At 37.6% G+C, this 26,526-nt stretch carries 27 protein-coding genes; 8 read left to right on the top strand and 19 right to left on the bottom strand.

Translation table 11 applies throughout. The features are described 5' to 3' along the window. Positions 1-135: 135 nt before the first annotated feature. The 7 genes from pyk to dnaE all read right to left on the bottom strand — a co-directional run bounded on the left by pyk (position 136) and on the right by dnaE (position 10,512). Complete coding sequence (gene pyk, locus CEF18_RS01685; RefSeq protein ID WP_110934875.1) at positions 136-1,890, bottom strand: pyruvate kinase; 1,755 nt, start codon at positions 1,888-1,890, stop codon at positions 136-138. Positions 1,891-2,020: 130 nt separating this feature from the next. Then, entirely contained in the window at positions 2,021-2,980 is a 960-nt protein-coding gene (gene pfkA / locus CEF18_RS01680) for a 6-phosphofructokinase (RefSeq protein ID WP_110934874.1), read from the bottom strand. 132 nt (positions 2,981-3,112) lie between these two features. Continuing rightward, positions 3,113-4,090, bottom strand: coding sequence for an acetyl-CoA carboxylase carboxyl transferase subunit alpha (gene accA / locus CEF18_RS01675; protein WP_110934873.1), 978 nt, complete (start codon positions 4,088-4,090; stop codon positions 3,113-3,115). Positions 4,091-4,114: 24 nt separating this feature from the next. Further along, positions 4,115-4,963 (bottom strand): acetyl-CoA carboxylase, carboxyltransferase subunit beta, encoded by an 849-nt coding sequence (gene accD, locus CEF18_RS01670; protein WP_110934872.1) that lies wholly within the window; start codon positions 4,961-4,963, stop codon positions 4,115-4,117. Positions 4,964-5,070: 107 nt separating this feature from the next. After that, positions 5,071-5,733: a FadR/GntR family transcriptional regulator gene (locus CEF18_RS01665; protein ID WP_110934871.1), complete on the bottom strand. Its 663-nt coding sequence runs from the start codon at positions 5,731-5,733 to the stop codon at positions 5,071-5,073. Between the two features lie 56 nt (positions 5,734-5,789). Next, positions 5,790-7,025 carry an NADP-dependent malic enzyme gene (locus tag CEF18_RS01660; protein WP_110934870.1) on the bottom strand — a complete coding sequence of 412 codons (1,236 nt, stop codon included), beginning with the start codon at positions 7,023-7,025 and terminating at the stop codon, positions 5,790-5,792. 88 nt (positions 7,026-7,113) lie between these two features. Next, entirely contained in the window at positions 7,114-10,512 is a 3,399-nt protein-coding gene (gene dnaE / locus CEF18_RS01655) for a DNA polymerase III subunit alpha (protein ID WP_110934869.1), read from the bottom strand. A 142-nt stretch (positions 10,513-10,654) separates the two neighbouring features. Between dnaE and CEF18_RS01650 the strand changes: the two genes are divergently transcribed. The 3 genes from CEF18_RS01650 (at position 10,655) to CEF18_RS01640 (ending at position 11,801) form a co-directional block, all read left to right on the top strand. Beyond that, a complete protein-coding gene (locus tag CEF18_RS01650; protein ID WP_110934868.1) occupies positions 10,655-10,987 on the top strand; it encodes a sporulation membrane protein YtrH in 333 nt (110 codons plus the stop codon). After that, positions 10,984-11,487 (top strand): sporulation membrane protein YtrI, encoded by a 504-nt coding sequence (gene ytrI, locus CEF18_RS01645; protein WP_110934867.1) that lies wholly within the window; start codon positions 10,984-10,986, stop codon positions 11,485-11,487. The genes CEF18_RS01650 and ytrI overlap by 4 nt, the downstream gene beginning before the upstream one ends. Positions 11,488-11,612: 125 nt before the next feature. Then, on the top strand, positions 11,613-11,801 hold the full coding sequence (locus tag CEF18_RS01640; RefSeq protein ID WP_110934866.1) for a hypothetical protein: 189 nt from the start codon (positions 11,613-11,615) through the stop codon (positions 11,799-11,801). 64 nt (positions 11,802-11,865) lie between these two features. Here CEF18_RS01640 and CEF18_RS01635 read toward each other — a convergent pair whose 3' ends face one another. Beyond that, a complete protein-coding gene (locus CEF18_RS01635; protein ID WP_110934865.1) occupies positions 11,866-12,807 on the bottom strand; it encodes a DHH family phosphoesterase in 942 nt (313 codons plus the stop codon). 112 nt (positions 12,808-12,919) lie between these two features. On the opposite strand from CEF18_RS01635, the gene CEF18_RS01630 reads away from it, so the two are divergent. Continuing rightward, complete coding sequence (locus tag CEF18_RS01630) at positions 12,920-13,246, top strand: YtpI family protein (RefSeq protein WP_110934864.1); 327 nt, start codon at positions 12,920-12,922, stop codon at positions 13,244-13,246. A 67-nt stretch (positions 13,247-13,313) separates the two neighbouring features. Here CEF18_RS01630 and CEF18_RS01625 read toward each other — a convergent pair whose 3' ends face one another. Continuing rightward, positions 13,314-14,621: a DRTGG domain-containing protein gene (locus tag CEF18_RS01625; RefSeq protein ID WP_110934863.1), complete on the bottom strand. Its 1,308-nt coding sequence runs from the start codon at positions 14,619-14,621 to the stop codon at positions 13,314-13,316. Positions 14,622-14,998: 377 nt separating this feature from the next. Here CEF18_RS01625 and CEF18_RS01620 point away from each other — a divergent pair, with 377 nt between their 5' ends. Continuing rightward, entirely contained in the window at positions 14,999-15,661 is a 663-nt protein-coding gene (locus CEF18_RS01620; protein WP_110934862.1) for a hypothetical protein, read from the top strand. Positions 15,662-15,991: 330 nt separating this feature from the next. Here the strand turns inward: CEF18_RS01620 and CEF18_RS01615 are convergent, their stop codons facing one another. Continuing rightward, positions 15,992-16,675, bottom strand: a complete 684-nt coding sequence (locus tag CEF18_RS01615; protein ID WP_110934861.1) for a metal-dependent hydrolase — start codon at positions 16,673-16,675, stop codon at positions 15,992-15,994. A 137-nt stretch (positions 16,676-16,812) separates the two neighbouring features. On the opposite strand from CEF18_RS01615, the gene CEF18_RS01610 reads away from it, so the two are divergent. Further along, positions 16,813-17,910, top strand: a complete 1,098-nt coding sequence (locus CEF18_RS01610; protein ID WP_110934860.1) for a M24 family metallopeptidase — start codon at positions 16,813-16,815, stop codon at positions 17,908-17,910. Positions 17,911-18,171: 261 nt separating this feature from the next. Here the strand turns inward: CEF18_RS01610 and CEF18_RS01605 are convergent, their stop codons facing one another. Both CEF18_RS01605 and CEF18_RS01600 read right to left on the bottom strand, forming a co-directional pair. Beyond that, positions 18,172-18,543, bottom strand: a complete 372-nt coding sequence (locus CEF18_RS01605) for a hypothetical protein (protein WP_110934859.1) — start codon at positions 18,541-18,543, stop codon at positions 18,172-18,174. A 53-nt stretch (positions 18,544-18,596) separates the two neighbouring features. Beyond that, on the bottom strand, positions 18,597-19,355 hold the full coding sequence (locus CEF18_RS01600; RefSeq protein WP_110934858.1) for an SDR family oxidoreductase: 759 nt from the start codon (positions 19,353-19,355) through the stop codon (positions 18,597-18,599). Positions 19,356-19,597: 242 nt separating this feature from the next. Between CEF18_RS01600 and CEF18_RS01595 the strand changes: the two genes are divergently transcribed. Together CEF18_RS01595 and CEF18_RS01590 are read left to right on the top strand one after the other, a co-directional pair. Further along, complete coding sequence (locus CEF18_RS01595; RefSeq protein WP_110934857.1) at positions 19,598-20,044, top strand: universal stress protein; 447 nt, start codon at positions 19,598-19,600, stop codon at positions 20,042-20,044. Between the two features lie 13 nt (positions 20,045-20,057). Continuing rightward, positions 20,058-20,369 (top strand): hypothetical protein, encoded by a 312-nt coding sequence (locus CEF18_RS01590; protein WP_110934856.1) that lies wholly within the window; start codon positions 20,058-20,060, stop codon positions 20,367-20,369. A gap of 77 nt (positions 20,370-20,446) precedes the next feature. Here CEF18_RS01590 and CEF18_RS01585 read toward each other — a convergent pair whose 3' ends face one another. From CEF18_RS01585 to sppA, 7 genes are all read right to left on the bottom strand, one after another. Further along, a complete protein-coding gene (locus CEF18_RS01585) occupies positions 20,447-21,631 on the bottom strand; it encodes an acetate kinase (protein ID WP_110934855.1) in 1,185 nt (394 codons plus the stop codon). Between the two features lie 273 nt (positions 21,632-21,904). After that, entirely contained in the window at positions 21,905-22,921 is a 1,017-nt protein-coding gene (locus CEF18_RS01580; RefSeq protein WP_110934854.1) for a class I SAM-dependent methyltransferase, read from the bottom strand. Positions 22,922-23,096: 175 nt separating this feature from the next. Further along, positions 23,097-23,597 carry a thiol peroxidase gene (gene tpx, locus CEF18_RS01575; RefSeq protein ID WP_110934853.1) on the bottom strand — a complete coding sequence of 167 codons (501 nt, stop codon included), beginning with the start codon at positions 23,595-23,597 and terminating at the stop codon, positions 23,097-23,099. Positions 23,598-23,689: 92 nt separating this feature from the next. Continuing rightward, on the bottom strand, positions 23,690-24,163 hold the full coding sequence (ytfJ, locus tag CEF18_RS01570; RefSeq protein ID WP_110934852.1) for a GerW family sporulation protein: 474 nt from the start codon (positions 24,161-24,163) through the stop codon (positions 23,690-23,692). After that, the gene (locus tag CEF18_RS01565) at positions 24,156-24,839 is read right to left on the bottom strand and encodes a DUF2953 domain-containing protein (protein ID WP_110934851.1); all 684 of its coding nucleotides are present in this window, start codon (positions 24,837-24,839) and stop codon (positions 24,156-24,158) included. The genes ytfJ and CEF18_RS01565 overlap by 8 nt, the downstream gene beginning before the upstream one ends. Positions 24,840-24,908: 69 nt before the next feature. After that, on the bottom strand, positions 24,909-25,508 hold the full coding sequence (locus tag CEF18_RS01560) for an RDD family protein (RefSeq protein WP_110934850.1): 600 nt from the start codon (positions 25,506-25,508) through the stop codon (positions 24,909-24,911). A gap of 11 nt (positions 25,509-25,519) precedes the next feature. Continuing rightward, positions 25,520-26,524, bottom strand: coding sequence for a signal peptide peptidase SppA (gene sppA / locus CEF18_RS01555; protein WP_110934849.1), 1,005 nt, complete (start codon positions 26,522-26,524; stop codon positions 25,520-25,522). Positions 26,525-26,526: the final 2 nt, after the last annotated feature.

The raw sequence follows: 26,526 nt of genomic DNA, 5'->3' as shown, positions 1-26,526 counted from the left end.
TTCAAGTAACTTTTAAAGAATATACCTTTGATAATGGCTGTTACTTAAAAGATAGCTGTCATCTTATACTTTCTTACCTTCTAAAAAAATGTCACCAAAGATCTCTGTGACCTTTGATGACATCCTTATTATATATTATAAAATACTTGCATGCCCTTTGTAAATCTTTCCGTGAGTTCCATCTACCGTTATTTCATCACCGTCAGTAAACATTTGAGTAGCATTTTCAACACCTACAATAACAGGTACTCCAAGATTTAAACCGACAACTGCTGCATGAGAGGTTAGTCCACCTTGTTCTGTGATAACTGCAGATGCCTTTTCGAAGGCAATCATCATGTCACGATCCGTACTTTTCGTAATAATGATGTCCCCTTTTTGTGTTTTAGCAATTGCTTCTTCCGCGGTATTTGCAACAACCACGTTGCCTGTAGCCGATCTTCTTCCAATACCTTGACCTCTAGCTACTACTTCTCCAATAACATGTACTTTTAAGAGGTTTGTAGTACCCTTTTCTCCAATTGGAACACCAGCTGTAATTACTACTAAATCACCATTTTTCACGAGACCACTTTTAAGCGCTCCATCGACTGAAAGTTGTAGCATTTCATCTGTAGATTCCACTGTTTTACCGACCTGAGGAAAAACTCCCCAAACTAGAGCTAGAGAACGACAAACGCGCGCACTATGAGTAACAGCAATAATAGGTGATTCCGGTCGATACTTAGAGATCATTTTTGCTGTATGTCCACTTTGCGTTGCTGTCAATATAGCTGCTGCATGCAAATTTAATGCAGTATGGGAAACAGATTGACTGATAGCTTCTGTGACAGTATGCTCACTTTCTTTTGATATTCTCTTAAGAATGTCTTCATGCTCCAACGCTGTTTCTGTCTTTACGGCGATATTTCTCATCGTAATAACAGATTCTACTGGATAAATCCCTGCTGCTGTTTCTCCAGAGAGCATAATTGCGTCAGTGCCATCAAAAATAGCATTCGCTACATCACTTGCCTCTGCACGGGTTGGACGCGGGTTACGCTGCATGGAATCAAGCATTTGCGTAGCAGTTATGACCGGCTTCCCTAATCTATTACATTTTTTAATAAGTTCTTTTTGCACTAAAGGTACATCTTCAGGAGGAATTTCAACACCTAGATCTCCACGCGCAACCATTAATCCGTCAGATACCTCAAGAATTTCATCGATATTATCGACACCTTCTTGGTTTTCTATCTTCGGAATAATTTGAATGTGGTGTGCGTGGTGTTTTTCAAGTAATTCACGTATTTCTAATACATCAGAAGCTCGTCTTACAAAAGATGCAGCAATAAAATCTACATCTTGTTCAATACCAAACACAATGTCACTTGCATCTTTCTCAGTAATACCTGGAAGGTTTACACTGACATTAGGTACATTCACGCCTTTTTTATTTTTAAGAACACCACTGTTAATAACTTCGGTAATTAACTCACCTTCACCAATTTCTATCACTTTAAGTTCAATTAAACCATCATCTAAAAGGATTGTTGAACCTACATGAACGTCATTAATTAAGTTCGGATAAGAAACTGAAAATTGATCTTTATTACCTAGAATTTCAGTCATTGATACTTTCACAGTGCTGCCTTTAATTAACTCAGCTACTCCGCCTTCTAGAGTTTGCGTTCGAATCTCCGGACCTTTCGTATCCAAAAGAATGGCTACGTTATGGCCTGTTTTTTCTGCTACCTCACGGATATTTTTAATACGCGCACCATGCTCTTCGAAGTCGCCATGTGAAAAGTTAAGGCGTGCTACGTTCATTCCCGCAGCGATAAGATCTGTTAATTTTTCTGGTGACTCACTTGCTGGTCCGATTGTACATACAATCTTTGTCTTTCTCATTGTAATTCCTCCTTTAAATTCTAACTCTTTATCTGTTTATTTTCTGAGTCTGTCATTTTTCTCACACGAAAGCTAGGACAACATAATGTCCTAGCAATGAAATCGCACAGAAGTAAAATTTCAATTCAAATTAAATAGACAGTTCTTTTGACAGCCTATACATTTCTTCATCAATCTTATGACCTCTGGCTAGCGCTTCATCGATATTATGTGAAACAAGTTTATTATTTTCAATTCCTACCATTTTGCCTTCTTGTCCTTCTAACAATAATTCCACAGCCTTCGCCCCTAATCTACTTGCTAAGACTCTGTCTTGCGCTGTAGGAGAGCCACCTCTTTGAATATGGCCTAAAACTGTCACTCTAGTTTCTAAGTCGGTTTTACTCTGAATTTCTTTACCGATGTCAACTCCAGAGCCAACTCCCTCCGCGACCATAATAATACTGTGCTTCTTACCTCTGTCATGGCCTCTTTTTAAACGCTTAATAATATCATCCATATTATCTTCGACTTCAGGAATCATTATGGTTTCCGCACCATCAGCCAATCCTGACCATAGGGCTAAATCACCTGCATGACGACCCATTACCTCAATAACATATGTACGTTCATGTGAAGTGGCAGTGTCCCGAATCTTATCAACAGCGTCAATGACTGTATTAAGAGCTGTATCAAACCCAATTGTAAAATCAGAACCAGGAATATCATTATCAATCGTTCCGGGAACGCCAATTGTTGGATAACCATGTTCTACAAGTTTCTCAGCACCTCGGAAAGAACCATCTCCTCCAATAACTACAAGTGCTTCAATTCCAAATTTCTTAAGTTGCTCAATACCCTTTTTTTGACCTTCAATCGTTTTAAATTCTTCGCAACGAGCTGTGTAAAGCATTGTGCCTCCACGGTGAATGATATCTCCCACCGATCCAAGCTCAAGTTTTTTTATATCTCCATTGATTAGTCCAGCATAACCATAATAAATGCCATATACTTCAAGATCATGGTAGATCGCTTTTCTAACAACTGCTCGAATAGCTGCATTCATACCTGGTGAATCCCCACCACTTGTTAAAACACCAATTCGTTTCATTCTTTCCAGTCACCTCAATTTTTTAGCTACCTAATTTTTAATATGTGTTAAAAATACCATTTTCATTTATTAAAAACAATAGAAACGGGACGTATGTAAAAAGGCTTCCTCAAATAAGAGAAAGCTGAATGCCTATTCTTTAGCAATGAGACCGTTTTCATCGTCGAATTCGCCTATTTTATTAAATTTTTCATATCTTTTTTCCACAAGGTCATTTCTGTCTATTTTATTTAATTCTAACAAAGCACTTTTCAACGTTTGTCGAATATAACCTGACTGAGCTTCTAAATTACGATGAGCCCCACCACGTATTTCAGGAATCATTTCATCAATTAATTCCAATTCTTTCAAATCAGGAGCAGTTATTTTCATTGTCTCTGCAGCCCTTTTAGCTTGTCCCGCGTCTTTCCAAAGTAATGCAGCAGCACCCTCAGGCGATATAACAGAATAGGTCGAATTTTCCAACATGCATATTCTATCTCCAACGCCTAGCGCTAATGCTCCGCCACTTCCGCCTTCCCCAATGACTATACAAACGATAGGAACACGAAGTCCTGCCATTTCAATTAGGTTTTTCGCGATAGCCTCACTTTGCCCTCGTTCCTCCGCAGATTTTCCAGGGTATGCCCCTTTTGTATCTATAAAACAAATTACCGGACGATTAAATTTTTCTGCCTGCTTCATGAGTCTTAATGCTTTTCGAAAACCTTCAGGATGGGGCATTCCAAAATTTCTTTTTAAATTGTCTTTTGTTCCTTTGCCTCGTTGATGACCGATAACAGTTACTGGTTCCCCCTCAAACTTTGCAATTCCACCAACAATAGCTGCATCGTCGCCGTAAAACCGGTCTCCATGAAGCTCCATGAAGTTAGTAAATAGATGTTCAATATAGTCCAATGTAGTTGGTCGCTTACTATGTCGAGCAAGTTGAACCCGATCCCAGGCTGTCATATTTCCATAGATATCTTCTTCCAGTTGCTCGAGTCTCACTTCCAATTTTTTAATTTCATCAGAAAGATCAATATCTTTTTCCCTTGTGAATGTTTTCAGTTCGGAAATTTTATTTCTCAGCTCAATAATAGGTTTCTCAAATGGCAATTGTTCAGACATTCTAATCCTCCTTCCTTTATGACTTTACGAAGTTTGGTGAATTTCTAAAATATTGGTTAATGTTGACTTCATATTTTTTCTCGGTACCACTTGATCTAACTGTCCGTGATCTAACAAAAATTCAGATGTTTGAAAATCATCTGGAAGCTTCTGTCGAATTGTTTGTTCAATAATACGACGTCCGGCAAAGCCAATCAATGCTTTCGGTTCAGCAAGATTTATGTCACCGAGTGAAGCAAAGCTTGCTGATACTCCACCGGTTGTAGGATGCGTCATTATACTAATAAATAGAATCCCTTTTTCATGCAGAAGATTCAGAGCAGTGCTAGTTTTAGCCATCTGCATTAAACTGAATACACCTTCTTGCATCCTGGCTCCACCTGAAGCTGCAAACATGATAAACGGTTTTCGCTCATCTGCGGCAATCTTGATCGCCCTGCACATCTTTTCTCCGACAACGGAACCCATACTCCCCATTCGGAATCTTGGATCCATCACTCCGATAATTACTTCCATACCGGAAATTGTACCACTACCAGTTACTACGGCCTCATTTAACCCCGTATTTTTTCGATCCAATGCTGATTTCTCTTTATAATCCGGGAAATTCAGTGGGTCCTTTGCAACCATGTTTTTATCAAACTCTTGAAAACTACCTTCATCCAATGTCATTTCGATACGTTCGGTTGAAGATAAACGGTGGTGATATTCACAATGATCACAAACTAGCAGAGTTTTCTTCAATTCTTTGAAATATATAATGGACTTACACTGTGGGCACTTCGTCATTAAACCTTCTGGTACTTCTTGTTTCGCTTGTTCAGAAGGAATTGTTGCGTATTTTTTCTTTTTCGTAAATAAATCTCTTATCACTGTTTCACCCCATAACAATCTCATTCGGCTAGAATAATTTTCGTTTAATCATACCTTGTACTCATCTGAAAAACAAGGTAGCCTCCAGGATTTTTGCACTAGTTCTGTCAAAACCTGCTGTTTTCCAAGTGATTTTTCAAAGCCGAGACAGCCTTCTCTTCGTCTCCCAGAGCAACTGATTCATAAATAATGAAGTGTTCTTTCATGGAATCCTCAGGTCTTCCTTGTCTTGAGAGAGATTCTTTTAATGCGATCTTACTGTATTCTACTAACGGTTTCCAAATATTTAAAATAAGATTATTATGACTGCATTCTACTAATGTTTTGTGAAACAAATAGTCTTCTTCTACCGGAATTTCACCACCTGACCAGGTGGCGTGTGAAGCCTCGATATATGATTTAAGTTTATGAAGTTGCGGCTCTGTAGCTCGTGTACATGCAAGACGTACAGCTTCGACCTCAATAAGCTTTCTTGTCTCTGTAACATCACGTCTTGCTTGCTTATCCTTCAAGAAAAAATTTGCTAGAACTTCAGCCAATCGATGACTGCCGGATTGTTGAATAAAGGTACCTTCGCCTTTTCGTGTCTCAATAAGGTCCAATAATTCTAACGCTCTTAATGCCTCGCGTACGGAAGATCTGCCTACTTTAAGACGTTCTGCTAAATCTCTTTCTGAAGGAAGCTTATCACCACTTGTCAACTTATCATGGGTAATAATTTGGTCAATTTCTTTCAAAATATTTAGATAGATCTTCCCACTGTGACTCATGATAATTTCTGATCCTCCAATATAAACCTATGCGCTATTTCAGTTACTCAGGTATACTAGTCCTCAATAATTGTTAGCTCACGCGTCTTTCTAGCTACAGCTTCCGGATCAACTTTTTTTCGTGCAACTCCTGTTTCCATGGCAGCTAGTGCAACGCTTTTAGCAACAGCCGGAGCAACTCTTGGATCAAATGGTGCCGGGATGACATAATCTGAATTTAGTTCCTCTTCACTTACTAATTCAGCAATTGCTTTAACTGCTGCAACTTTCATTTCTTCGTTAATATGAGTAGCCCGCACATCCAAAGCACCTCGGAAGATTCCCGGAAAAGCCAGGACATTGTTCACCTGATTCGGAAAATCGGAGCGACCTGTTCCTATAACACTTGCTCCTGCTTCTTTAGCAAGATCCGGCATAATCTCTGGAACTGGATTAGCCATTGCAAAAATGATTGGATTATCATTCATAGACTCCACCATTGATTTTGTTAAAGCTCCTGCAACTGAAACCCCAACAAAAACATCTGTTTCTTTAATAACTTCTTCCAAAGAACCTTCAAGCTTCTCAAAATTCGTCAACAATGATAATTCATGCTTTAAATTATTCATTCCGTAAGGACGCCCTTCATAAATAGCTCCCTTTGAATCGCAAAGAATAAATTGTTTGCAGCCCATACTTTTGAGAAGTTTCATAATTGCAATGCCTGCAGCTCCTGCTCCATTAATAACAACCTTTACTTCTGATAACGATTTCCCGGATATCTTTAAAGCATTTAATAATCCCGCTGCAGTAACAATTGCAGTTCCGTGTTGATCATCATGAAAAACAGGTATATTCATTTCCTTTTTTAAACGTTCTTCGATCTCAAAACATCTTGGCGCAGCAATATCTTCTAAATTAATTCCTCCAAATGTCGGCTCCATTAGTTTCACAGTTTCAACAATTTTGTCGACATCATTTGTATTTAAGCAGATAGGAAATGCATCCACTCCAGCAAAAGATTTAAAAAGCACTGCTTTACCTTCCATTACTGGCATTGCGGCTTCTGGTCCTATATTCCCTAAACCTAAAACAGCCGTTCCATCTGAAACGACAGCTACCATGTTTCCTTTAACTGTATATTCATAGACCATTTGAGGATCCTCAAATATCTCTTTGCACGGTTCTGCAACTCCTGGTGAATAGGCTAAAGATAAGTCCTCTGCGTTTCGAACCGCTACTTTAGATTTTGTTTCAATCTTCCCTTTATGTTTTCTGTGCATATGTAATGCTTCTTCTCTCAAAGTCGTCACTAGTGCCACTCTCCCTTTTCCATGAAATTATAGTGGTCTGACCACCCTTGACCAAACCTATTATACCAAATTAATAGTCCTGTTACATCTATGGATTTTTCAAAAAGACATTTTTCTGTCCTAAAACTGCTTGAATTTTATATATAAATTCTTGTTTTGAAGAAGTATTCCACATTTCTGATAATCGTATTGCTTGCCCATTTGATTCATATTTCAGAATTACAGGAACACTTCCAGGTGTATCCTGAAGCAGTTCTTTTAACTTTTCCAACGTGCCGTCTCGTTCATGAATAAGTGTAATATTTAAAAATAAAACAGGTTTTTTTCGTTCCGAATCCCTTTTCTGTAACGCTTCTACAGTCGTGCATTTATCAACTAAAACCTTTCGTTCCCCTTGATGCTCCTGAATTTTCCCTTCTATGAACACTAATTCTTCTTTTTGCAACTTTGTATCAAATTCACGAAAAGCTTTCGGGAAAACAGTCATTTCTATTTCTCCAGTCTCATCAGATAAACGAACAAAAGCCATCTGTTCCTTCTTTTTAGTTTGGATGACTCGTATATTTTCTACAAGACCTGCAAGTCTGACTGATTCTCTATCTTTCCATATATCTTTTTCTTTTATTTGTAGTATTTTCAATCGGTCGTAATTGTGCAATAATTTTTCGGCGTCCTGCACAGGATGTCCTGAAGCATAAAATCCTAAAACTTCTTTCTCATAACGAAGATGATCTTTATTAGACAAAGGAGAAACTTCCGTATAGGTTGGATTACTATCCTCCTCGTAAAAGAGAAGATCCTGTCTTTGCAACTGCTTTTCTCTTTCCTTTTCACCAAATTCCATCGCATCGTCTAAAGATGCTAACTGGCTTGCTCTTTCGACGCCAAAATCATCCAGCGCTCCTGCAAATACAAGTGACTCCAATGCTTTACGGGAAAGGGTTTTACCGGAGACACGTGAGCACAGGTCAAACAAGTTTTTGAATGGTCCGTTTCTTCTTTCCTCAATGATATTTTTTATAGCTTGAAGTCCTAAATTTTTCAAGGCAGCTAAACCAATAAAAATAGCCCCTTGTTTCACTTCAAACAAAGCTCCGCTGTGAAGAATGGAAGGTCCCATGACTGTTATATTTTTTCTTCTAGCTTCTGAGATGTATTCAGAAAGCTTCTCCTGATTATGAATAGACATGTCCATTAAACTACTTAAAAACTCTTGAGAATGATTCGCTTTTAAATAAGCCAGCTGATATGAAATCATACTATACGCTACGGCGTGACTCCGGTTGAAACCATAATCGGCGAATCGAACAATTAAATCATAAACTTTCTCTGCTTCCTCCAACGAGTAGTTCTTTTTACTAGCACCACGAACAAACTGTTCACGTGTTTCCTCTAATATTTCTTTTTTCTTTTTCCCGACAGCTCTTCTTAACACATCCGCTTCAGCTAATGTGAACCCAGCCATGAGAGAAGCTATTTTCATAATTTGTTCTTGATAAATAACTACTCCGTATGTGGATTTTAAAATTCCCTTTAAATCTTCATGGGGATAACTAACTGATTTTTCGCCATGTTTTCGTGCGATGTAAAGCGGAATATTTTCCATCGGACCTGGACGGTACAAAGCATTGACAGCAACGATATCTTCAAACTCACTTGGTTTTAATCCTTTTAATACACGTTTCATACCAGCTGACTCCAATTGAAAAATTCCGCTCGTATCTCCTTCACTTAATAGATCAAACGTTTTTTTATCATTCCAGGGAAGATGATCTAATTCAATCTTCATCCCTTTATTTGAAAACACTAATTGAATGATTCGTTCGATGAAGCTTAAATTTCTTAAACCCAGAAAGTCCATCTTCAATAACCCAATTTCCTCTAAATCGCCCATTGGATACTGAGTTAAATAGAGGCCATCGTTTCCCTGTTGTAAAGGGACAACGTTCGTTAAAGGCTCTTTACTCATAACAACTCCCGCCGCATGTATGGATGTATGACGCGGCAGGCCTTCTATATTTTCGGCTATCCGAAATAATGTTATCAGTTCTTCATCTCCTGCTATCATATCTTTTAGAGCAGGTGTCTCGGCAATAGCTTGGCGAAGTGTGATATGCGATTTACTCGGTATTAACTTCGCTACACGATCAATTTTATTTTGCTGCAAGTCTAATACTCGAGCAGAATCTCTCAATGCAGCTTTTGCAGCAAGTGTTCCAAACGTCACAATTTGTGATACATGAGTCTTGCCGTATTTCCCAGCTACATATTGAATCACTTCATCCCTTTGAGTATCCGAAAAATCAATATCAATATCTGGCATGGATACACGTTCCGGGTTTAAGAATCTTTCAAAAAGAAGATCATGTTCTAACGGATCAACATTCGTAATTTTAAGAACATAAGCGACTATTGAACCAGCTGCCGAACCTCTTCCAGGTCCTGTTAAAATATGATTATCATGAGCGTATTTCATGAAATCAGCAACAATAAGAAAGTAATCTTCATAATTCATTGTTGATATAACTTCCAATTCGTATGCTAACCGCTGCCATACATTTTCTTGTGGATCTTGAAAGCGTTCCTTCACACCTAAGTCACATAGATGTTTTAAAAAGGTGTGGGAAGTAAACCCTTGAGGCACTGGAAACTCGGGTAAAACCGGTTCTCCTAAAGCTATCGTAACTTCACAGCGCTCTGAGATTTTCTCAGTCTCATTTATGGCGTTCTCCCATGAAGGGAGAAGCTCTTTCATTTCCTGCTGGCTCTTGAAGGTATATTCTTCTGAGGTTACGCCCGCAGGTAACGTGTCTAACTTCTCTCCTAGCCTTATCGCATTCAGAACTCGATGCGCATCTTTTTGTTCTTTCTTCAGGAAGTGCACGTGATTAGAAGCAACTATTGGGATAGTCCTTTCTAGCTGCCACTCACGAATAGCAAGAAGTCGTTCTCTTTCTTCACGACGCCAGTGATTTTGAATTTCTACATAAACATCTTGTTCAACAACAATCTTTCTAAGATTGTCAAGAACCTGGTTTGCTTCTGCTTTTTGACCATTTTGCAATAAGAACTGCATTTCGCCTGTTTCAAAAGGGCTGATAATGATTATATCAACTGCATGTTTTTCTAAATCACTATATGTAATGTATGGATATTGCTTATTTTCTCTCGTTTGAGCAAGTGTAGTAAGTGTTAATAGAGACCTATATCCTTTATTTGATTTTGCTAGAAATAATAAACTGTATTTTGGCCCTTCCCGACCAGAAAGTTCCTTTTCATTGTAATGAAGCTCCACACCGATAATGGGTTTAATTCCTTTTTCTTTACATGCTTTATAAAATGGAATGACGCCATGCATCGCATTAATATCTGTTAATGCCACGGCTGGAAAGTTTAGTTCCGCTGCAAGGCTTACGATATCGGCTATTTTGGCGGCACTTTGAAGCAAACTGAACTCACTGTGAACATGTAGATGAACAAATGACATGGGTATCCCCCCTTAATTTTCAAATGATTCACTTTCATTATAACGCAAACACATGTTTGATTCATCCTTAAATATACAGGAATACCTCAGAGGCTTTGTCCATATATATGAAACAGAGCCTGATTTACAAGGAGGACTCCTGATGGATAAAGACTTTCTAGCTACGTTAATTATTGATTTTTTTGTCGCCTTTGGTGTGATCATTGGCGGGACAATATTAGGTGGAATTGGAGCCTACCTTATAGGAAAACCGCCATTGTCTATTATGTATGATTTAGCCTCAAGTTTAAAGATTTGGGCACTTGTAGCTGCAATTGGAGGGACATTTGAAGCTATTTCTTCATTAGAACGAGGAATATTCGAAGGTACTCATGCCGATATTTTCCGAACGATTGTCGTTATTTTTGCTGCATTATCAGGAGCACACAGCGGCACTGTACTCATTCAATGGATTACACAGGAAGGTGTCAAATGAGAATCCCCCCTTTTCATCGTGAAATTAGCTGGCAACGTTTTTTTGCTGGTTTTTTTCTAGGGCTAATTTTCGGTTGGCTTTTTTTCCTCTTTCATTTTGGCACTGTTCACGAGAAATTAATCTTGCAAATTGGAAATCAGTCGACTGAAATTGAAAAAAACGAAAAAACGATAGAAATCCTTAGAGAAGACCAGGATGAACAAAATAGAGACAACGAACAATTACTAACCGTTCAAGATATTCATATAAATTTTATCAATCAAGAAGAGGTGAAGTTAAGCGAGTTAACGTTACACGAATTACGAGGGTCTCTAGAAAGTGAACTTGAAGAGGTTAGGTCACGCAATATTGAGACCGTTTTTGCTTCACATGATTTTATTATTAAATCCGTCGAGAATAAAACATTTATTGTGAATGATAAACGATACAAGCTTAAAGTACGGCAATTACTTTTATACACAACGGTAGAAATACATGTCGAGATTGTTTTAGCAGAGTAAGAATGAAGCAATCAAAAGGTCACTTCTTTCATTTATGTCAATTTATCAAACAATCATGAAGAATGATACACCTCAAAGTTCTCTTCGGTATACTATAAGTATCAGAGAATGAAGGGGGTACGAATATGAAAGTAATTAGTCGTAGTAAAATTGCTGAGGATAAGATTAAATCAATCCGATTAGGATATACTGCCTTTGCGGAGTCCCAAGAAGTACTGAATAAAATTAAAAAAGAGCTTGTTTTACATGACATTGATTTTATAGAAGAAACCACAGACGTAGGTTCTTGGATCACACCAAAAAAGAAAGCTTAAGAATTTAGGGGTGATGTATAAATTCACTCATCACCCCCGAAGTTCCTTTAATTCCTTTTACCTTTTACTTATAATCCTGACATAATTTATCTAATTGAGCCAAGATTTCTTTTGTTTCATCCCAGGAATTTGCCGATGCTCCTGATGCAAGTGGATGGCCACCACCATTAAACCTCGCCGCTAGTTCATGAATATGAGGACCTTTTGATCTTAAACGAACCCGAATGGTATCAGATTCCTCTACAAAAAATACCCAAGCTTTGATTCCTTTTAACGCGGAAAAACTATTTACAATCATCGAAGCTTCTTTTGAAGTAACACCGAATTGGACCAATTTTTCCTTAGGTAGGGTTATGTAACCGGCACCTGAAGGCAATACTGTTATTTCTGATAATACATATCCTTCTAATCGAAGTAATGGCAGTGACTTCTCATAAAGACGGTCAAAAATATCTCCTGGTGCAAATGCACCTTGTATGAGCCTGCTGGCATAAAGAAATGTCTTTTGCGTAGTGTTCGGGAATCGAAATCTTCCTGTGTCGCCCACGATACCGGCATACAGAAGCCTTGCCATGTTGTCACACCATTTAACCGCTTCTTTTTCCAATTCCAAGAAAAGTTCAAAAATCATTTCGCTTGTGGAACTTGCTGAAGTATCTACCCATGAAACAGACCCATATTCATCTACATTTGGATGATGATCAATTTTAATTACTTCTTGTCCATTCTTATATCTTTCATCATCTATCCTATCCACATTCGCGGTATCACACACAATGACAAGAGAATTAGAAAATCCCTCATCAGAAATAGTATCCATTGGGGAAAGAAATGATAATGACGCTTCTTCCTCACCGGCTAATTTGACACTTTTATCAGGAAAGTACAAATTAATTAATGCTTTTAAACCAGCCTGAGAACCTATTGCATCAGGATCGGGGCGAGCGTGACGATGTATAATTATCGTATCCCACTGCTTTATTTTTTCAATGATTTGTTTTTTCACTTTTTCTCCTCCTTGGAAAGTACTTTTAAATTGCTGTTGCCTCTCTCTTCATGCTACTTTACAATAGAGAGGCTTATATATCACTCACTTAAATTTAAAGGAGTAATTAACGATGACTTTCCTTCTCATGTTTCTTATAATCAGTTCTTTACTATTTTTCGTATACTTCAAGGTGCAACAAGTACGTTCTACTGGACCAATGGCTAAACGATGGTATGGAACAAAAGGGAGTATTACAGTAGGTATTTTCTTTATATCCTTCGCAATTAACAGCTATTTAAACCTGTTATCATCGGTGGCTGCTGTTATTGCTTTACTTTTCTTCGTTTACGGAATTGCTAATCTATATTTCGGATTAAAGCAACACAAAGAAATTGCACCTCACGCAAAAAAAGAAGCTGAAACGATGGAAAAAGCTGCAACTCAAAGAAGTAACTAGGTAATGTTTGTTTAATTGTCGAGGAAGAAATAAGGTTTAACCTTATTTCTTCCTCGTATTTTTACACTTATCTATCAATCAATTGAGCCATCAACATCGCTTTTCCAACCATCTGATTTTCATGGAATAGTTCCACATCTACTTTCCCGAATTTGCGTCCTACCTCTAATACTTGCGGTCGAATATACATCACCGAATCTATTTGAACAGGCTTAATGAAAAATAACGTTATATTTTCTACAACTAGTTCCCCTTTTTTATGCTTCCGTAAAACTCTGCTCCCGGCCTCTGTGACAATTGTTGTCATTACTCCATAAGAAATTGTCCCTAAATGATTTGTCATTTGCGGGGTCACTTCAAGCTGAAATGCATATTCATTTGGTGTAGAAACATCTTCAAAATGTCGTGTCACCAGATCCTCAATTGTGTCGCCAACTTGAGGCTGACGTTGAATCATTTGCAAGGCTTTTAAAACATCTTGCCGGCTAATAACACCAATAAGTTTCTTACTCTTAGTGATTACGGGTAATAATTCAATCCCTTCCCATATCATCATATGAGCAGCAGAAGCTACAGAGGTACCGCTTGTAACGGTAATAGGTTGCTTCGTCATAATTTTTTCCACTTCGACAAATGGTGTTATTCCCATTACATCCTTGGCAGTCACAATACCATGAAGTTTTAAATCTTCTCCCACAATCGGATAACGGCTATGTCCTGTTTTGTTATTTAACTCATGCCATTTTTCTACTGTATGGGAAAGAGTTAAAAAATTTGTATTCTCTATTGGGATTAATATATCTTCCACAGAAATTATTTCCTTTTTAATTAACTGGTCATAAATTGCTCGATTGATCATTGTAGCTACCGTAAATGTATCGTATGAAGTTGAAATAATCGGAAGGTTTAGTCTGTCCGCTATTTGCTTAACCTCTTCATTTGTATCAAAACCACCTGTGATTAATACAGCAGATCCTTCTTCTAATGCAAGTTTATGCACTTGTTCCCGGTTACCCACGATTAATAGGTTACCCGCTTCAACATATCTCATCATCTGTTCGGCCTTCATAGCTCCAATTACAAATTTATTTAAAGTCTTATATAAACCATCTCGCCCACCTAAAACAGAACCTTCAACAACATTTACAATTTCTGCATATGTTAGTTTCTCAATGTTTTCTTTCTGTTTCTTTTCTATGCGGATAGTACCAACTCTTTCAATGGTACTGACCAAGCCCTGATTTTCGGCATCTTTGATAGCTCTATAAGCAGTTCCTTCACTGACATTTAACTCTTTTGCAATATGCCGCACGGATATTTTATTCCCTACCTCTAAGGAACGAATGTGCTGTAGTATTTGTTCATGCTTTGTCATTATTGGTTTAATCCCTCCTATATTAAACTGTTTACCCACTTTTTCAGCTCTGTACTACTACAAGTATAATCTTCATTCATCTCCACATCAAGATTTTACCTGTTAACAGAACATTTTTATTAAATAATGCTTACAATTTTTTCGTATTAGGGTATATAGGGAAATAAAGAGGTATAATTAAGAAAAACTGCATTGAGGTCTTTAAAAAACTATTATCTTTTATATCTATTTTAGTGAATTTATTGCTTTGTTATTACCGTTCGAAGGTTTGAAGTGTACTAAGTGTTCAATAAATCTCAAGCTGACATGTGTATTTCTACTCTGTTACTAAATAATTAAATACCTAGAATTTATCTGATTGAAATGGAGGTTCGTGTATGGTCCGAATCCATCCCATCTTAGCTAGTGCAATAGGATCAATCCTGTTGTTAATATCCTGCAGTGACCAAAATGATATACAAACTGATACTATCTATGAAAATGAGCCAGTTGAAGCTATTTTTGGTGAACAGCAAATAAGCTTAACTAGTGAGGATTACAAAGCATTAACTATAGAAGCCTTGCATGTGTTACGAGTACAAAAGCCGCTTTTACACGAAGAGTTACAAAGGAAGTGGTTTATTCGCTACTACATTCAAAATCATGAATACAATGAAAGTTATTCAAATGAGGAAATATTTCAGAGAGCTCAAGAAAGAGCTGAATATGAAAATGCTTGGAAAGAATATGCTTTTGAGGAATATTCGATTTCTGTAAATGAAGATGCCGTCGCGTCTCAGGCCTCGTATAATTTAGAAGTATATCAGCAAAATATCCCCCCATCGATTATTGGCATGTCTGAAGGATTGGATCTGTCAATTGATGAGTTTATGAAGGGATTTGATCGCGACTATGTCACTCGGACAGTCATTTGGAAAGAACTTATGCCGACATTATTTGAAAAACATCTGGCTAAGTCTTCCGAAAGACTGGATGGAGTGTATTTAAGTCAAAAATATGACCAGGAAGTATTAGAATACTTAGATCAACGCGAATCTTGATAACTTCATATATATATTAACTAATTTTCAATCCATTGAATAATAAAGGGTCGTGTTCCTGAATTAGTAGTCCCGATACCGTGGACAAAATGGAAAGGAACAGGTCAAATAAACATACAAAACACAGTTGTTTCGCATTAAATAATAGATCAAATAGAAAACAGAACACTTGGATTACAAGTGTTCTGTTTTCTATTTGATCTTGTTAAACTAAGCACTGCCTGTTAGTGCAATACTAAAGTATTACATCAACATTCCACTCAAACCATGTTCAGTGCATCAGTGTCAGCAATAGTAAAATACCTTTCAATCATTATTCTTTATCCCCTACTAAATATTTATTTCATCACCAGCGTTGAGTAGTAAACCCTCACCTGGTTTAACCTTGTCAGTGAAAGCTTTAGGATCCTGTTCAATAACCGGAAATGTATTATAGTGTATCGGTACAACCTTTTTTGCACCAGTCCACTCAGCAGCTTTCAGTGCATCATCAGGTCCCATAGTGAAGTTGTCCCCAATTGGAAGAAAAGCAACATCAATATCATTCATTTCACCAATTAATTTCATGTCAGAGAAAAGGGCCGTGTCCCCCGCATGATAAATCGTTTTTCCTTCAGCAGTAAACAGAATTCCTCCTGGCATTCCTGTATAAACAATTTTTTGGTTTTCTTCTTCTGTATAAGATGATCCATGAAAAGCCAAGGTATACTTCACTGTACCAAAACCAAACTCATGTGCTCCGCCTATGTGCATTGGATGAGTATTCACTCCTTGCCAACCTAGATATGTAGCTAGTTCAAAAGGCGCCACTACTAGTGCGTCGTTTCGTTTGGCAATCTCTACAGTATCTCCAACATGATCATTATGACCATGCGTTAACAAAATAATATCTGCTTTTGTATCATCTGCTACAAGATCGGTTTGACCATTTCCATTTATAAAAGGATCAATATAAATATTTGTTCCGTTTGTCTCAATTTTTACGACAGAATGACCGTGATAAGATATTTTCATATAAGATTTCTCTCCTTTTTTCTAATAAGTAAGCTATATTTAATTTAAATACCCTATCTCGTTTTAAATTATGCATCCGATTTATTCGTTTATGCTATCATAAAATTAATTATCGTACTGCCTTAGGAGGAAAAGAAATGAATACACGCATCCTAGAATTGAAAGATAAAATGAAACATAAAAAGATTGACGCTTTGATGGTCCAAACGAGAGCTAATGTATTTTACCTTACCCAATTCGATACAAATCCCCATGAAAGACTTGTAGCAGTCATTATATTTCAGACCAGTTCACCAATAATGATTTGTCCTAACATGGAAGTAAATCAAGTTAAAACAGTCTTCACCGATGGAGATATTATCAGCTACAGTGATACAGAAAATCCCTGGCAGAAAATTTTAGAATACTTCATTGATCAAAACCTTCAACCAACTCAATTTGCTATTGAAACGAGCATGTCATGGGCACGTATGAATGCCTTGGAGTCAGTTATCGAAGATGTGAAATTCCAGGAAGCTGATTCCCTTCTGCATGCGCTTAGATTAGTCAAAGACTCCAAAGAGATAGCTATCCTTAAAGAAGCTGCACACTTTGCCGACGAAGGGGTATTGGCCGGTATTAATGCTCTTCGTGAAGGTGTTACGGAAATGGAAGTACTAGCAGCTGTTGAATATTCTCTTAAACGAATCGGGATTAGAGAAATGTCATTCTCTACCATGGTTTTATTCGGGGAGAATGCTGGAGATCCTCACGGAAATCCAGGAGACCGCCAACTAAAAAAAGGGGATGCAGTTTTATTCGATCTCGGCGTAATGTGGAAAGGTTATGCCTCAGACATTACCCGAACGGTGTTTTTTGACCACATAAAAAAAGAGGATGAAGAAATTTATAATACAGTACTGGAAGCACAAAGAAGATCGCTGCTAGCTTGTGCACCCGGCAATCCTATTTCCAAGTTAGATTCAGAAGCACGGTCCTTTATTTCAAAACAGGGATATGGAGACTATTTCCCCCATCGAATCGGACATGGACTTGGAATTGAAGTTCATGAATTTCCTTCTTTAAGTGATCAGAATACAGATTCACTAAAATCAGGGATGGTATTCACCATTGAACCAGGTATATACATCCCTAATCAAGCAGGCGTGAGAATTGAAGATGATATTATCATTACTGAGGATGGTTTTGAAATACTGACCCAATTCCCAAAAGATTTAACCATTGTTCCATTGTAGAATTTAAGAAAAACGGCATAGCCGTCTTTTATTAAATACAGCGTCAGCTTCCGCCGCTACGAGTAGCACCTACGAACTGCGTGTAGGTGCTACTCGAAAGGAGGTGGGTTTCCCTTGATACGTACGGTGTGAAGGTGGCTGCCAATTTATAAATTGTTATCTTCGAACCAAAAGAAGGGGACAGGAAAAGTTAACTTAAACTTTTCCTGTCCCCTTCTTTATACATGATAGAAACCTCTATTTAACTCTTACAGTCAGCTGTTATATTTGTTTTTTATCCCACAACCATGTTTGGAGACATTGGTTCATATCTTTTTTCTTTACCGTAATTCGATTCAAGCCAGCATACCTGTCCGAAAGTTGTTGAATCAATCGTTCCTTTAACTCTGGTTCAGACAAATCTATATATTGAAGAATTTCTTCGAATGACTTTTTGGCCTTATCGCCTCGGTAAATCGTATTTCCTTCTTCGTACTCAAATTGATCAGGGTTTTCATATTCCCATTCATACAATATATCGTCCGTCACAATTGTCACTTTTAACGTTTCATCTTGGAGCCAAGGATAATCCGCGTAAACAACGGAACTCAATCCCATACTCAAAAAGATAAGAAGAATAACCTTCATCCACATTTTACAACACCTCTGGAATAGTATGTGGAAATAGATGGATAACCATTCGTAGATTATCTGAATTGATGAAGAACGTCAACTCCTCCAGTAACTTCCATGATTGTTCCTGTAATCATCCCTGATTTTGGATCACATAAAAATAAAACAGCTCTTGCAATATCTTCGCCTGTACCAGACCTTCCCACTGGTGTTTCTTCATCCAAAACAGCAGTAGATTGTTCAATTGTAGCTTCTTTCATCTCCCCTGAAATCTTTCCCGGAGAAACCATGTTTGCTGTAATGCCATTTTCAGCCTCTTCAATAGAAATCGTTTTCGTTAAAGAAACTAATCCAACTTTTGAAGCAGCAAAACCAGACCTGTAAAGCCATCCCGGTGCATTACCTGCTTCCTGAAAACCATAGGTAATGATTCTTCCAAACTGTTGTTTTCTCATAATAGGTATCACAGCTTTCAATAAATGAAAAGCTGAATTAAGATTCCCATTCATCATTTGTTCCCATTCTTCGTCGTTATAATCAACAAGTTTTTTTCTTTCAAAAATATAAGGACCTGCATTAAGTATTAACACATCTATTCTTTCAAATCGTTGAAAAGCTTCGGTGACAAGTCTCTTTAAATCTTCTTTTTTTGTCACATCACCCTTTACAAATTGGACGTAGTCACTATACTCTTTCCATTCCTGCTTTAGTTTTTCGATTGTTCCATTATCATTTCGGTAATTCACTGTTACAGAATACCCATTCAGTAAAAACTCTTCTGTTACTTTTTTTCCAAGACCTTTCGTTCCTGCGGTGATTAATGCATGACGCATTCGTTCAACCTCATTTCTGCAGAAAATTTTCAAAGTTATTATTTTTCATCTGACTTCTCTTTTATATTATACTGATTTAAATATGTAAAGGAAAAATAAATAGACTCAAAAATATAAATGCCCTTCTATAAAAACGTCAACTATTAATGAATAAGTCTTTTCTATATTCGTTGTTTTACTCAAGATTTGTTATAATTAAGATGTACTAGTTCATCTTTACGATTATAGAAGGAGGTATTTCTATGTCAGTAAAATACAATAAAATTTTAGTCGCTGTGGACGGTTCTTCAGAAGCTAAGCGTGCTTTTAAGAAAGCTTCATTGTTGGCAAAAGATCATCATGCAAAACTGTTTCTAACTCACATTGTTGATACCAGATCTTTCGCTTCCATCGAACATTATGACCAAACAGTTCTCTCAGAAGCCGAAAAATATGCAAAAGACATGCTCGAAGACTTTAAAAAAGAAGCGATATCTAATGGTGTAACTGATGTTACTATTGTGCTTGACTATGGTTCTCCTAAAGTAAAGATTGCTAAAGATGTAGCATCTAAATATGAAGTCGACCTAATTGTCACAGGAGCGACAGGCTTAAATGCAGTGGAACGATTCCTGATAGGCAGCGTATCCGAGCATATTACACGCCATGCTAAATGCGATGTTCTAATAGTTAGAACTGATTCTCAATAGTTGGAGGTCAAGTATGAATGTAGAATTCACCTTTAACACTCGCCTCGGTATAAATCTTCCGGACTTAAACAAAAAATGGGAAGATCTTGATATTACTGCACAAGGAGATATCTTGGCAAAGTGGGAGCAGTATCGCGGTAATATTCCAGATCGTATAAAAGATATCGAAATGCAGATTAATGATTTACAAGATCAACTATATCGTGAATCTAATTTTACCCGCAGTTGCGAATTAAACAGCGATATTGCAGAATTGGCTTCTATTATTAATGACTTATGGATATGGTATCGAACTGGAGATGAAGTACAGGTCTCACACTTCTAATACCGGAATGGGAAAAGACACTAAAAAGTTTAAATAACTTTTTAGTGCCTTTTTAATGTTTATTCATCTAGTAATGACTAGCTTAATTCCATTGTATCTCTAGCGATCATAACTTCCTCATTCGTCGGAATAACCATTACCTTAACTGGAGAGTGAGGATAATTTAAAAATGCCTCTTTCCCTCTGATTTTATTTAATTTCGGATCCCAATAAATGCCCATAAACTCTAGACCTTCCATAACTTTAGCTCGAATCGTTTCGCTATTCTCACCAATTCCAGCTGTGAAAATAACAGCATCCAACCCGTGCATTCTTGCAGCATATGAGCCAATATATTTGTGAATACGGGACGTAAACACTTCTAGAGCTAATGTTGCACGATCGTCTCCTTCAATTGCGCGAAGCTCGATATCTCGAAGATCGCTCGAAAAACCAGACAAAGCCAGCATTCCACTTTTTTTGTTAAGAACATCCATCACTTCTTCCGCTGATAGATTTGCTTTTTCCATAATATACGGAATCAGCGCCGGATCGATATTACCAGAACGTGTTCCCATAGTAACACCAGCAAGTGGGGTGAATCCCATGGATGTATCAATAGATTTACCGCCCTCAATTGCTGCAATACTTGCTCCATTACCTAGGTGACAAGAGATCAGTCGTAAGTTTTCCAGTGGTCTGCCGAGCATATCAGCCGCTCTTTCTGAGACATATTTGTGAGAAGTCCCGTGGAAACCATATTTACGAATCCCATATTTCTCGTAATACTCATAAGGAAGGCTGTATAAGTATGATCCTTCTGGCATCGTCTGGTGAAATGCTGTATCAAAGACAGCCACTGACGGTATATTAGGCAATATTTTTTTGAATGCTCGTATCCCTACAAGATTGGCGGGATTATGCAGTGGTGCTAGCTCTGAAACATCTTCAATGCCTTTAATAACTTCCTCAGTGATTAGAACCGAATGATTAAACTTTTCTCCCCCATGCACTACTCGATGACCAATTCCACCGATTTCGTCAAGGGAACCGATAATTTTATAGCTAATTAGCTTGTCCAATAAAATCTCTACTGCTTTTGAATGATCCTTGATTTCTAACGTTTGCTCTCGCTTATCCCCGTTTACCTCTATCATAAATACAGCATCATCAAGTCCGATTCGTTCTACAAGACCTTTTGTAATAATTTCTTCACTAGGCATTTCCAGCAATTGAAACTTTAATGATGAGCTTCCAGCATTAATCGCAATTATTTTTGTCATGGATTTCGCTCCTTTATTCTAAATTACATGTAACACGTAGTATTTTCCCTAATTAATTATTTATAATTATACGTACACCATAGACAATTAAACCATGCAAAAAGATAGATTGCAACCTCTGTTTCACCCATTATGAAAAACAGAACTATAACACAATATGGAACATAAAATACTGCTATGGTCAATTACCAAGGAGTCTCTTAACATCGAGCTGTACCTAAACAGCATTTTATTTGAGTAGTACATAGTACAGATAAATGAAATGTGAAATTTTTATGAATGATTCTTTTCAATTTTAAGATGATCATCCAGCCAAGCAGAAATTCTTTTCATCATATCGGCAAGTGCTGCTTCCTTCGAAAATGAGGGTAGTTCAACCAAGAGTGCTTGTTTCGGTTCGGCCATTCCTTGTTTATTTTTTCTCAGTATTAAAATACTTTTACCTGCCTCTTTGCTTTTGAACATCGTATCTGGTAATTGCATAAAGGAGTAAATGACAGCTTCTTTTTTAATGAACGAATGAAGCTTTTTAGATTGGTCCGTTTGAAAAATCTGATTAGGGACGATGAATACTAAAAAACCACCTTTTTTTACGCGTGTCATAGCTTGTTCAATTAATAAATGATGAACGTAAGAATGTCCTTTATCTGCAACTGTTTCAAATTTACTGGCTACCTGGTCATTAGGGTAATAACCAAGTGGTAAATCGGAAACAATTAAATCTACATCCTTGACAGTATCCGCATCAACACTATCATGATGAAACAAATCAACAGAATGCTTTTGTAAATTTGCGTTTACGTAAGCAATCCGTAGCAGTGTCTCATCAGGCTCAGCTCCGATGAAGTGTGTTTGCTTTTCAACCTGGTTCATTACCGAAGTCATAAGATTACCAGAACCAACAGCCGGGTCCATTAATACTGGTTTAATTGCCTCTGTGTCATAGCTCAATAATTTATTGACTAAGTAGCCAATGAACAGTCCAACAGCATCCGGAGTCATCGCATGATGAGGCTGAGTTGCCTCTTTCATCCCTTTTAAAGCAGCTAGTTGAACAGCCCGTCGGTACTCTTCAGGAGCCACATCCTGGCTATTGGGTAAACTTTTTAAAAGCAATTCCATTTCTTTACTGTTACTATCTGAAAGCTTTTGCACAGATTGACCTTGGAACATATTTTCACCCATATGGCCAAGTGCATCAATGTACAACAAATCTAATTCCTTCTTTAGTAATTCTGCCCCTTCATCAAGGACATTATATATTTTTTCTGTATTGGTAGTTGCTTCCACTATTGTCACTTCCTTTTTATCTGTTCCGTTGCATATCTAAGTATTGTACCGAATCAAATACTAATTGGCAAAACATAGGATGACAATCGTGTGATTTTATACTTTATGGGGTCAGACCCCCCATTTTTTACCATAAGAAAAGCACCATCTGTGGGAGAAGGTGCTTTTCGGAGTTTTATTTAGCTTGTTTAGCGGCTGCAAGGGCAGCATCATAATTAACATGGTTTGTCACTTCGGGAACATATTCCACATAAGTCACAGTATCTGAACTATCTACCACAAAAATAGAACGAGAAAGAAGACGAAGTTCTTCGATAGCAACACCAAACTTCTTACCGAAATCTAGATCGCGGTGATCTGACAATGTTTGCACATTTTCAATTCCTTCAGCTGCACACCATCTTCTTTGTGCGAATGGTAAGTCAACACTTATCGTTAATACTTCTACGTTTCCAAGCTCTGCTGCCTCTTCATTGAATTTACGGGTTTGTGCTTCACACACTCCTGTATCAATAGATGGGACAACACTGATAAGGCGTACTTTCCCTTTGGAATCAGATAATTTCACCTCTGAAAGATCTGTAGCAAGTACTGTGAATTCTGGAGCTTTATCGCCTACAGAAAGTTGCTTTCCTGTAAGTGTTACTGGTTTCTCTTTAAATGTTACTGCTGCCATTTGTAGATCTCCTCCTATAATAATTTCTTATCACATAGTAAGAATACCACAAATACCCAGCACGTAAACAGAGCTACGATTCAGAAACTGTATTAACCGCCATATGGTTCTTCAGGTGGAGTTGTTGGAGGTGGTGGCGGTGGAGCACTCATTCCAGATTGCTGACCAGATGAAGATGAAGAAGGTTGCACCATCTGTTGAATTTTATCAATTACTTGTGGTGTAAATTCCATTAATTTTTCATAGAAATGGGCTTGGTGATTTAAATGAATCATTTTAACACCTTTTCCGCTTACGACTAAAAATGCGATTGGAGTAATAGAAACACCACCACCACTACCTCCGCCAAATGGATGTTTATGTTCGGTTTCGGATCCCGCAGTATGGTCTTGTATCACAAATTCACTACCACCAGCTGCAAAACCAAAGCCAACTTTAGATACTGGCAGGATAACACTTCCATCCGGCGTTTCTACCGGATCTCCAATAATTGTATTGACGTCCACCATATCCTTAAGATTTTCCATTGCTGTTTTCATTAATCCTTGAATTGGATGCTCAGACATGTATGTTCCTCCCTTTCGAATGTTTAAATTTAACCTTTCGTTTACCTTTAACCTTTCTTCTGTGCAAAAGTACCTTTATAACCGTAAGAATAGCATAACCCATCCTAAAGGAAACCATGCATTGAAATGAAGATGACAAATACAACTGATTAAAAAGCGGTTGCACTTGCATGTTCGGAGAAGACTTTAGCTTCATATATTTCGCCAGTATGCCTAGTATCCCCCCTTTCAAAGACCATACTACTCCACAAGCTGCACCGGTTTTATCCGCTTCTTCTAAACCAAATTTAGTATCCCAACTTAGGTTCGTTATTGAAATCTTTTTTAAAAACTTTTGCAAAATCTTATAAAAGCCAACCGTATTTCGTAAAAACTCACTAAGTAACTCTAAATCATAAATCAACTCAAAAATTGAAAACTTCTTTTTCTTATCTTGTCCATCCTCTTCTAATGCTTCGTCTGATTCTTTAAAAACAATAGAGGGGCTTTCCTTGTCTAAATCGATTGCGGGTATTTTCATCTTGTAACCTAGCCATCTGAAATAAAGAAAAAACCTTATTTCGCCATCAAAGTCTTTATTCTCAGTCTTTATCTTTGTTTCAATAGTAAGCTTCATAATACATACAAGAATCAGTAGCAAAAATACAATCCCAAGTACGGTTAAAGTTACATACATGGTTTTCCTCCTTCACGGTCCAACATCTTCCAACTTATTATGACCAAAACACGAAAAAAAAACCTGACATTATGCCATGTCAGGTTTTAATTCATTATTTTTTTCACTTTTCTTTTGGATAATTGATTTAGTCTTTCGAGATTCCATCCCCACAAACGTTCTTCCAACCCTGTCATGAAGGCCTCTTTTCTCTGGAGAGAAAGCTACGATTAGGTAAAGAACATTTGTAACTAGTAATGACTGATGAATATATCTTCCTACAACTTCTCGAAAAACGACGTCTAACCAAGTCATTTCTAGATGATCGTAAGAATAAACTTTTAAACCAAATACCATTTTGCCTAAAGTTTGACCGAGCAATTTTGTCATTACTGTAAAATATCCAAAACTGATGAGCGTGCTAACAATTCCAACAATAGTGAAAGTACCTATCGAGAATTCAGCGACATCACCAAGTAAATAAAAAGGGGCGATTACAATTCCATTTAAACTAACAACAACTAAAAGATCAAAAAGATAAGCCCAAGCACGGATCCAAAATCCAGCTATTGGTATTTCAATTGTGTTGAGTACACCAGTATCTTCTGAAAGAGTATCACTTGTTGTCAATCCCACTTCTTGGTCGTTTCTGTTCGTCCCTCTTACTTCATTACTTTCTTCTTTACTCATGTTCCTTCACCTCAATCTGTATATAAGAATTTTAATTGAGGTCCTTGGTTTTGTTGAAGAAACCCTTTAACCTCTGATAGCTGTTGATTCGAAATCATTTCTTGAATCGCCACCCCTAGAAAGGAAGGAAATCCAAGGTCTGCCTCGTACTCTACAACACTTAACTGACCGCGCCCAATATCTGCTATTAACTCTTCAATCGTGTCATCTAAATGACCAACTCCGTCAATTAAGCCTAGATCCAACGCTTGAGATCCCGTGTAAACACGCCCATCCGCTAATTCATAGACTTCATCTCTGTCAAGGTCTCTCCCATTTTCAATCACATCTACAAATTGCTCATAAGCCTCATCAACAAGTGCTTGAAGAATATCACGTTCGGCATCCGTCATATCACGAGTGGAAGACATAATATCTTTAAATTCCCCACTTTTGATCACTTCCGTTTTTACTCCCCACTCTTCCGCCAATTCCCCATAATTTATCGATTGCATGATAACCCCTAACGATCCAGTGAGAGTTTGTGCATTTGCCATTATCTTTTCTGCAGGGGCGGCAACGTAATAACCACCACTTGCAGCCGTTCCAGCCATGGATACATAGACAGGTTTTCCAAACTCCTCTTGGACTTCCAGTACTTTATCATGAATTTCATCGCTTTCAACAACTCCACCACCGGGTGTATTTACACGTAAAATAATACCATGTACATCAGAGTCTTCAGCAGCATGGTCAAATTGCTCCAATAACAACTGATGATCGTAGCCGGCTGCTAACAGCCCACCAGATGGTTCACTTTGAATGACACCACTTAAATGAATAACAGCAATTTTCCCTGTACCATCACCTTCTTCTAATATATTTTCATGAAACTTTTCTCCGCTTACACCCAAGAAACTACCGACTCCTGATGCCATTTCATTTTCCTCAGATCCATTACCTATTATACCTGCAGCGATCGATACTAAAAATAATGCCGCTGCCACTCCTAATGCGATCCATCTTTTTCCGTACATTT

The organism is Salipaludibacillus neizhouensis (assembly GCF_002886185.1).
Taxonomy (GTDB): Bacteria; Bacillota; Bacilli; order Bacillales; family Salisediminibacteriaceae; genus Salipaludibacillus; species Salipaludibacillus neizhouensis.
Note: the sequence above shows the minus strand (reverse complement) of the source record. Positions and strands in the feature narration are given on the sequence as shown.

Bases quoted from the DNA above. Each gene is read 5' to 3' on its own strand.
- pyk (WP_110934875.1), bottom strand. From the start codon at position 1,890: ATGAGAAAGACAAAGATTGTATGTACAATCGGACCAGCAAGTGAGTCA.
- pfkA (WP_110934874.1), bottom strand. From the start codon at position 2,980: ATGAAACGAATTGGTGTTTTAACAAGTGGTGGGGATTCACCAGGTATG.
- accA (WP_110934873.1), bottom strand. From the start codon at position 4,090: ATGTCTGAACAATTGCCATTTGAGAAACCTATTATTGAGCTGAGAAAT.
- CEF18_RS01665 (WP_110934871.1), bottom strand. From the start codon at position 5,733: ATGAGTCACAGTGGGAAGATCTATCTAAATATTTTGAAAGAAATTGAC.
- dnaE (WP_110934869.1), bottom strand. From the start codon at position 10,512: ATGTCATTTGTTCATCTACATGTTCACAGTGAGTTCAGTTTGCTTCAA.
- CEF18_RS01650 (WP_110934868.1), top strand. From the start codon at position 10,655: ATGGATAAAGACTTTCTAGCTACGTTAATTATTGATTTTTTTGTCGCC.
- ytrI (WP_110934867.1), top strand. From the start codon at position 10,984: ATGAGAATCCCCCCTTTTCATCGTGAAATTAGCTGGCAACGTTTTTTT.
- CEF18_RS01640 (WP_110934866.1), top strand. From the start codon at position 11,613: ATGAAAGTAATTAGTCGTAGTAAAATTGCTGAGGATAAGATTAAATCA.
- CEF18_RS01630 (WP_110934864.1), top strand. From the start codon at position 12,920: ATGACTTTCCTTCTCATGTTTCTTATAATCAGTTCTTTACTATTTTTC.
- CEF18_RS01625 (WP_110934863.1), bottom strand. From the start codon at position 14,621: ATGACAAAGCATGAACAAATACTACAGCACATTCGTTCCTTAGAGGTA.
- CEF18_RS01620 (WP_110934862.1), top strand. From the start codon at position 14,999: ATGGTCCGAATCCATCCCATCTTAGCTAGTGCAATAGGATCAATCCTG.
- CEF18_RS01615 (WP_110934861.1), bottom strand. From the start codon at position 16,675: ATGAAAATATCTTATCACGGTCATTCTGTCGTAAAAATTGAGACAAAC.
- CEF18_RS01610 (WP_110934860.1), top strand. From the start codon at position 16,813: ATGAATACACGCATCCTAGAATTGAAAGATAAAATGAAACATAAAAAG.
- CEF18_RS01605 (WP_110934859.1), bottom strand. From the start codon at position 18,543: ATGTGGATGAAGGTTATTCTTCTTATCTTTTTGAGTATGGGATTGAGT.
- CEF18_RS01600 (WP_110934858.1), bottom strand. From the start codon at position 19,355: ATGCGTCATGCATTAATCACCGCAGGAACGAAAGGTCTTGGAAAAAAA.
- CEF18_RS01595 (WP_110934857.1), top strand. From the start codon at position 19,598: ATGTCAGTAAAATACAATAAAATTTTAGTCGCTGTGGACGGTTCTTCA.
- CEF18_RS01590 (WP_110934856.1), top strand. From the start codon at position 20,058: ATGAATGTAGAATTCACCTTTAACACTCGCCTCGGTATAAATCTTCCG.
- CEF18_RS01585 (WP_110934855.1), bottom strand. From the start codon at position 21,631: ATGACAAAAATAATTGCGATTAATGCTGGAAGCTCATCATTAAAGTTT.
- tpx (WP_110934853.1), bottom strand. From the start codon at position 23,597: ATGGCAGCAGTAACATTTAAAGAGAAACCAGTAACACTTACAGGAAAG.
- ytfJ (WP_110934852.1), bottom strand. From the start codon at position 24,163: ATGTCTGAGCATCCAATTCAAGGATTAATGAAAACAGCAATGGAAAAT.
- CEF18_RS01565 (WP_110934851.1), bottom strand. From the start codon at position 24,839: ATGTATGTAACTTTAACCGTACTTGGGATTGTATTTTTGCTACTGATT.
- CEF18_RS01560 (WP_110934850.1), bottom strand. From the start codon at position 25,508: ATGAGTAAAGAAGAAAGTAATGAAGTAAGAGGGACGAACAGAAACGAC.
- sppA (WP_110934849.1), bottom strand. From the start codon at position 26,524: ATGTACGGAAAAAGATGGATCGCATTAGGAGTGGCAGCGGCATTATTT.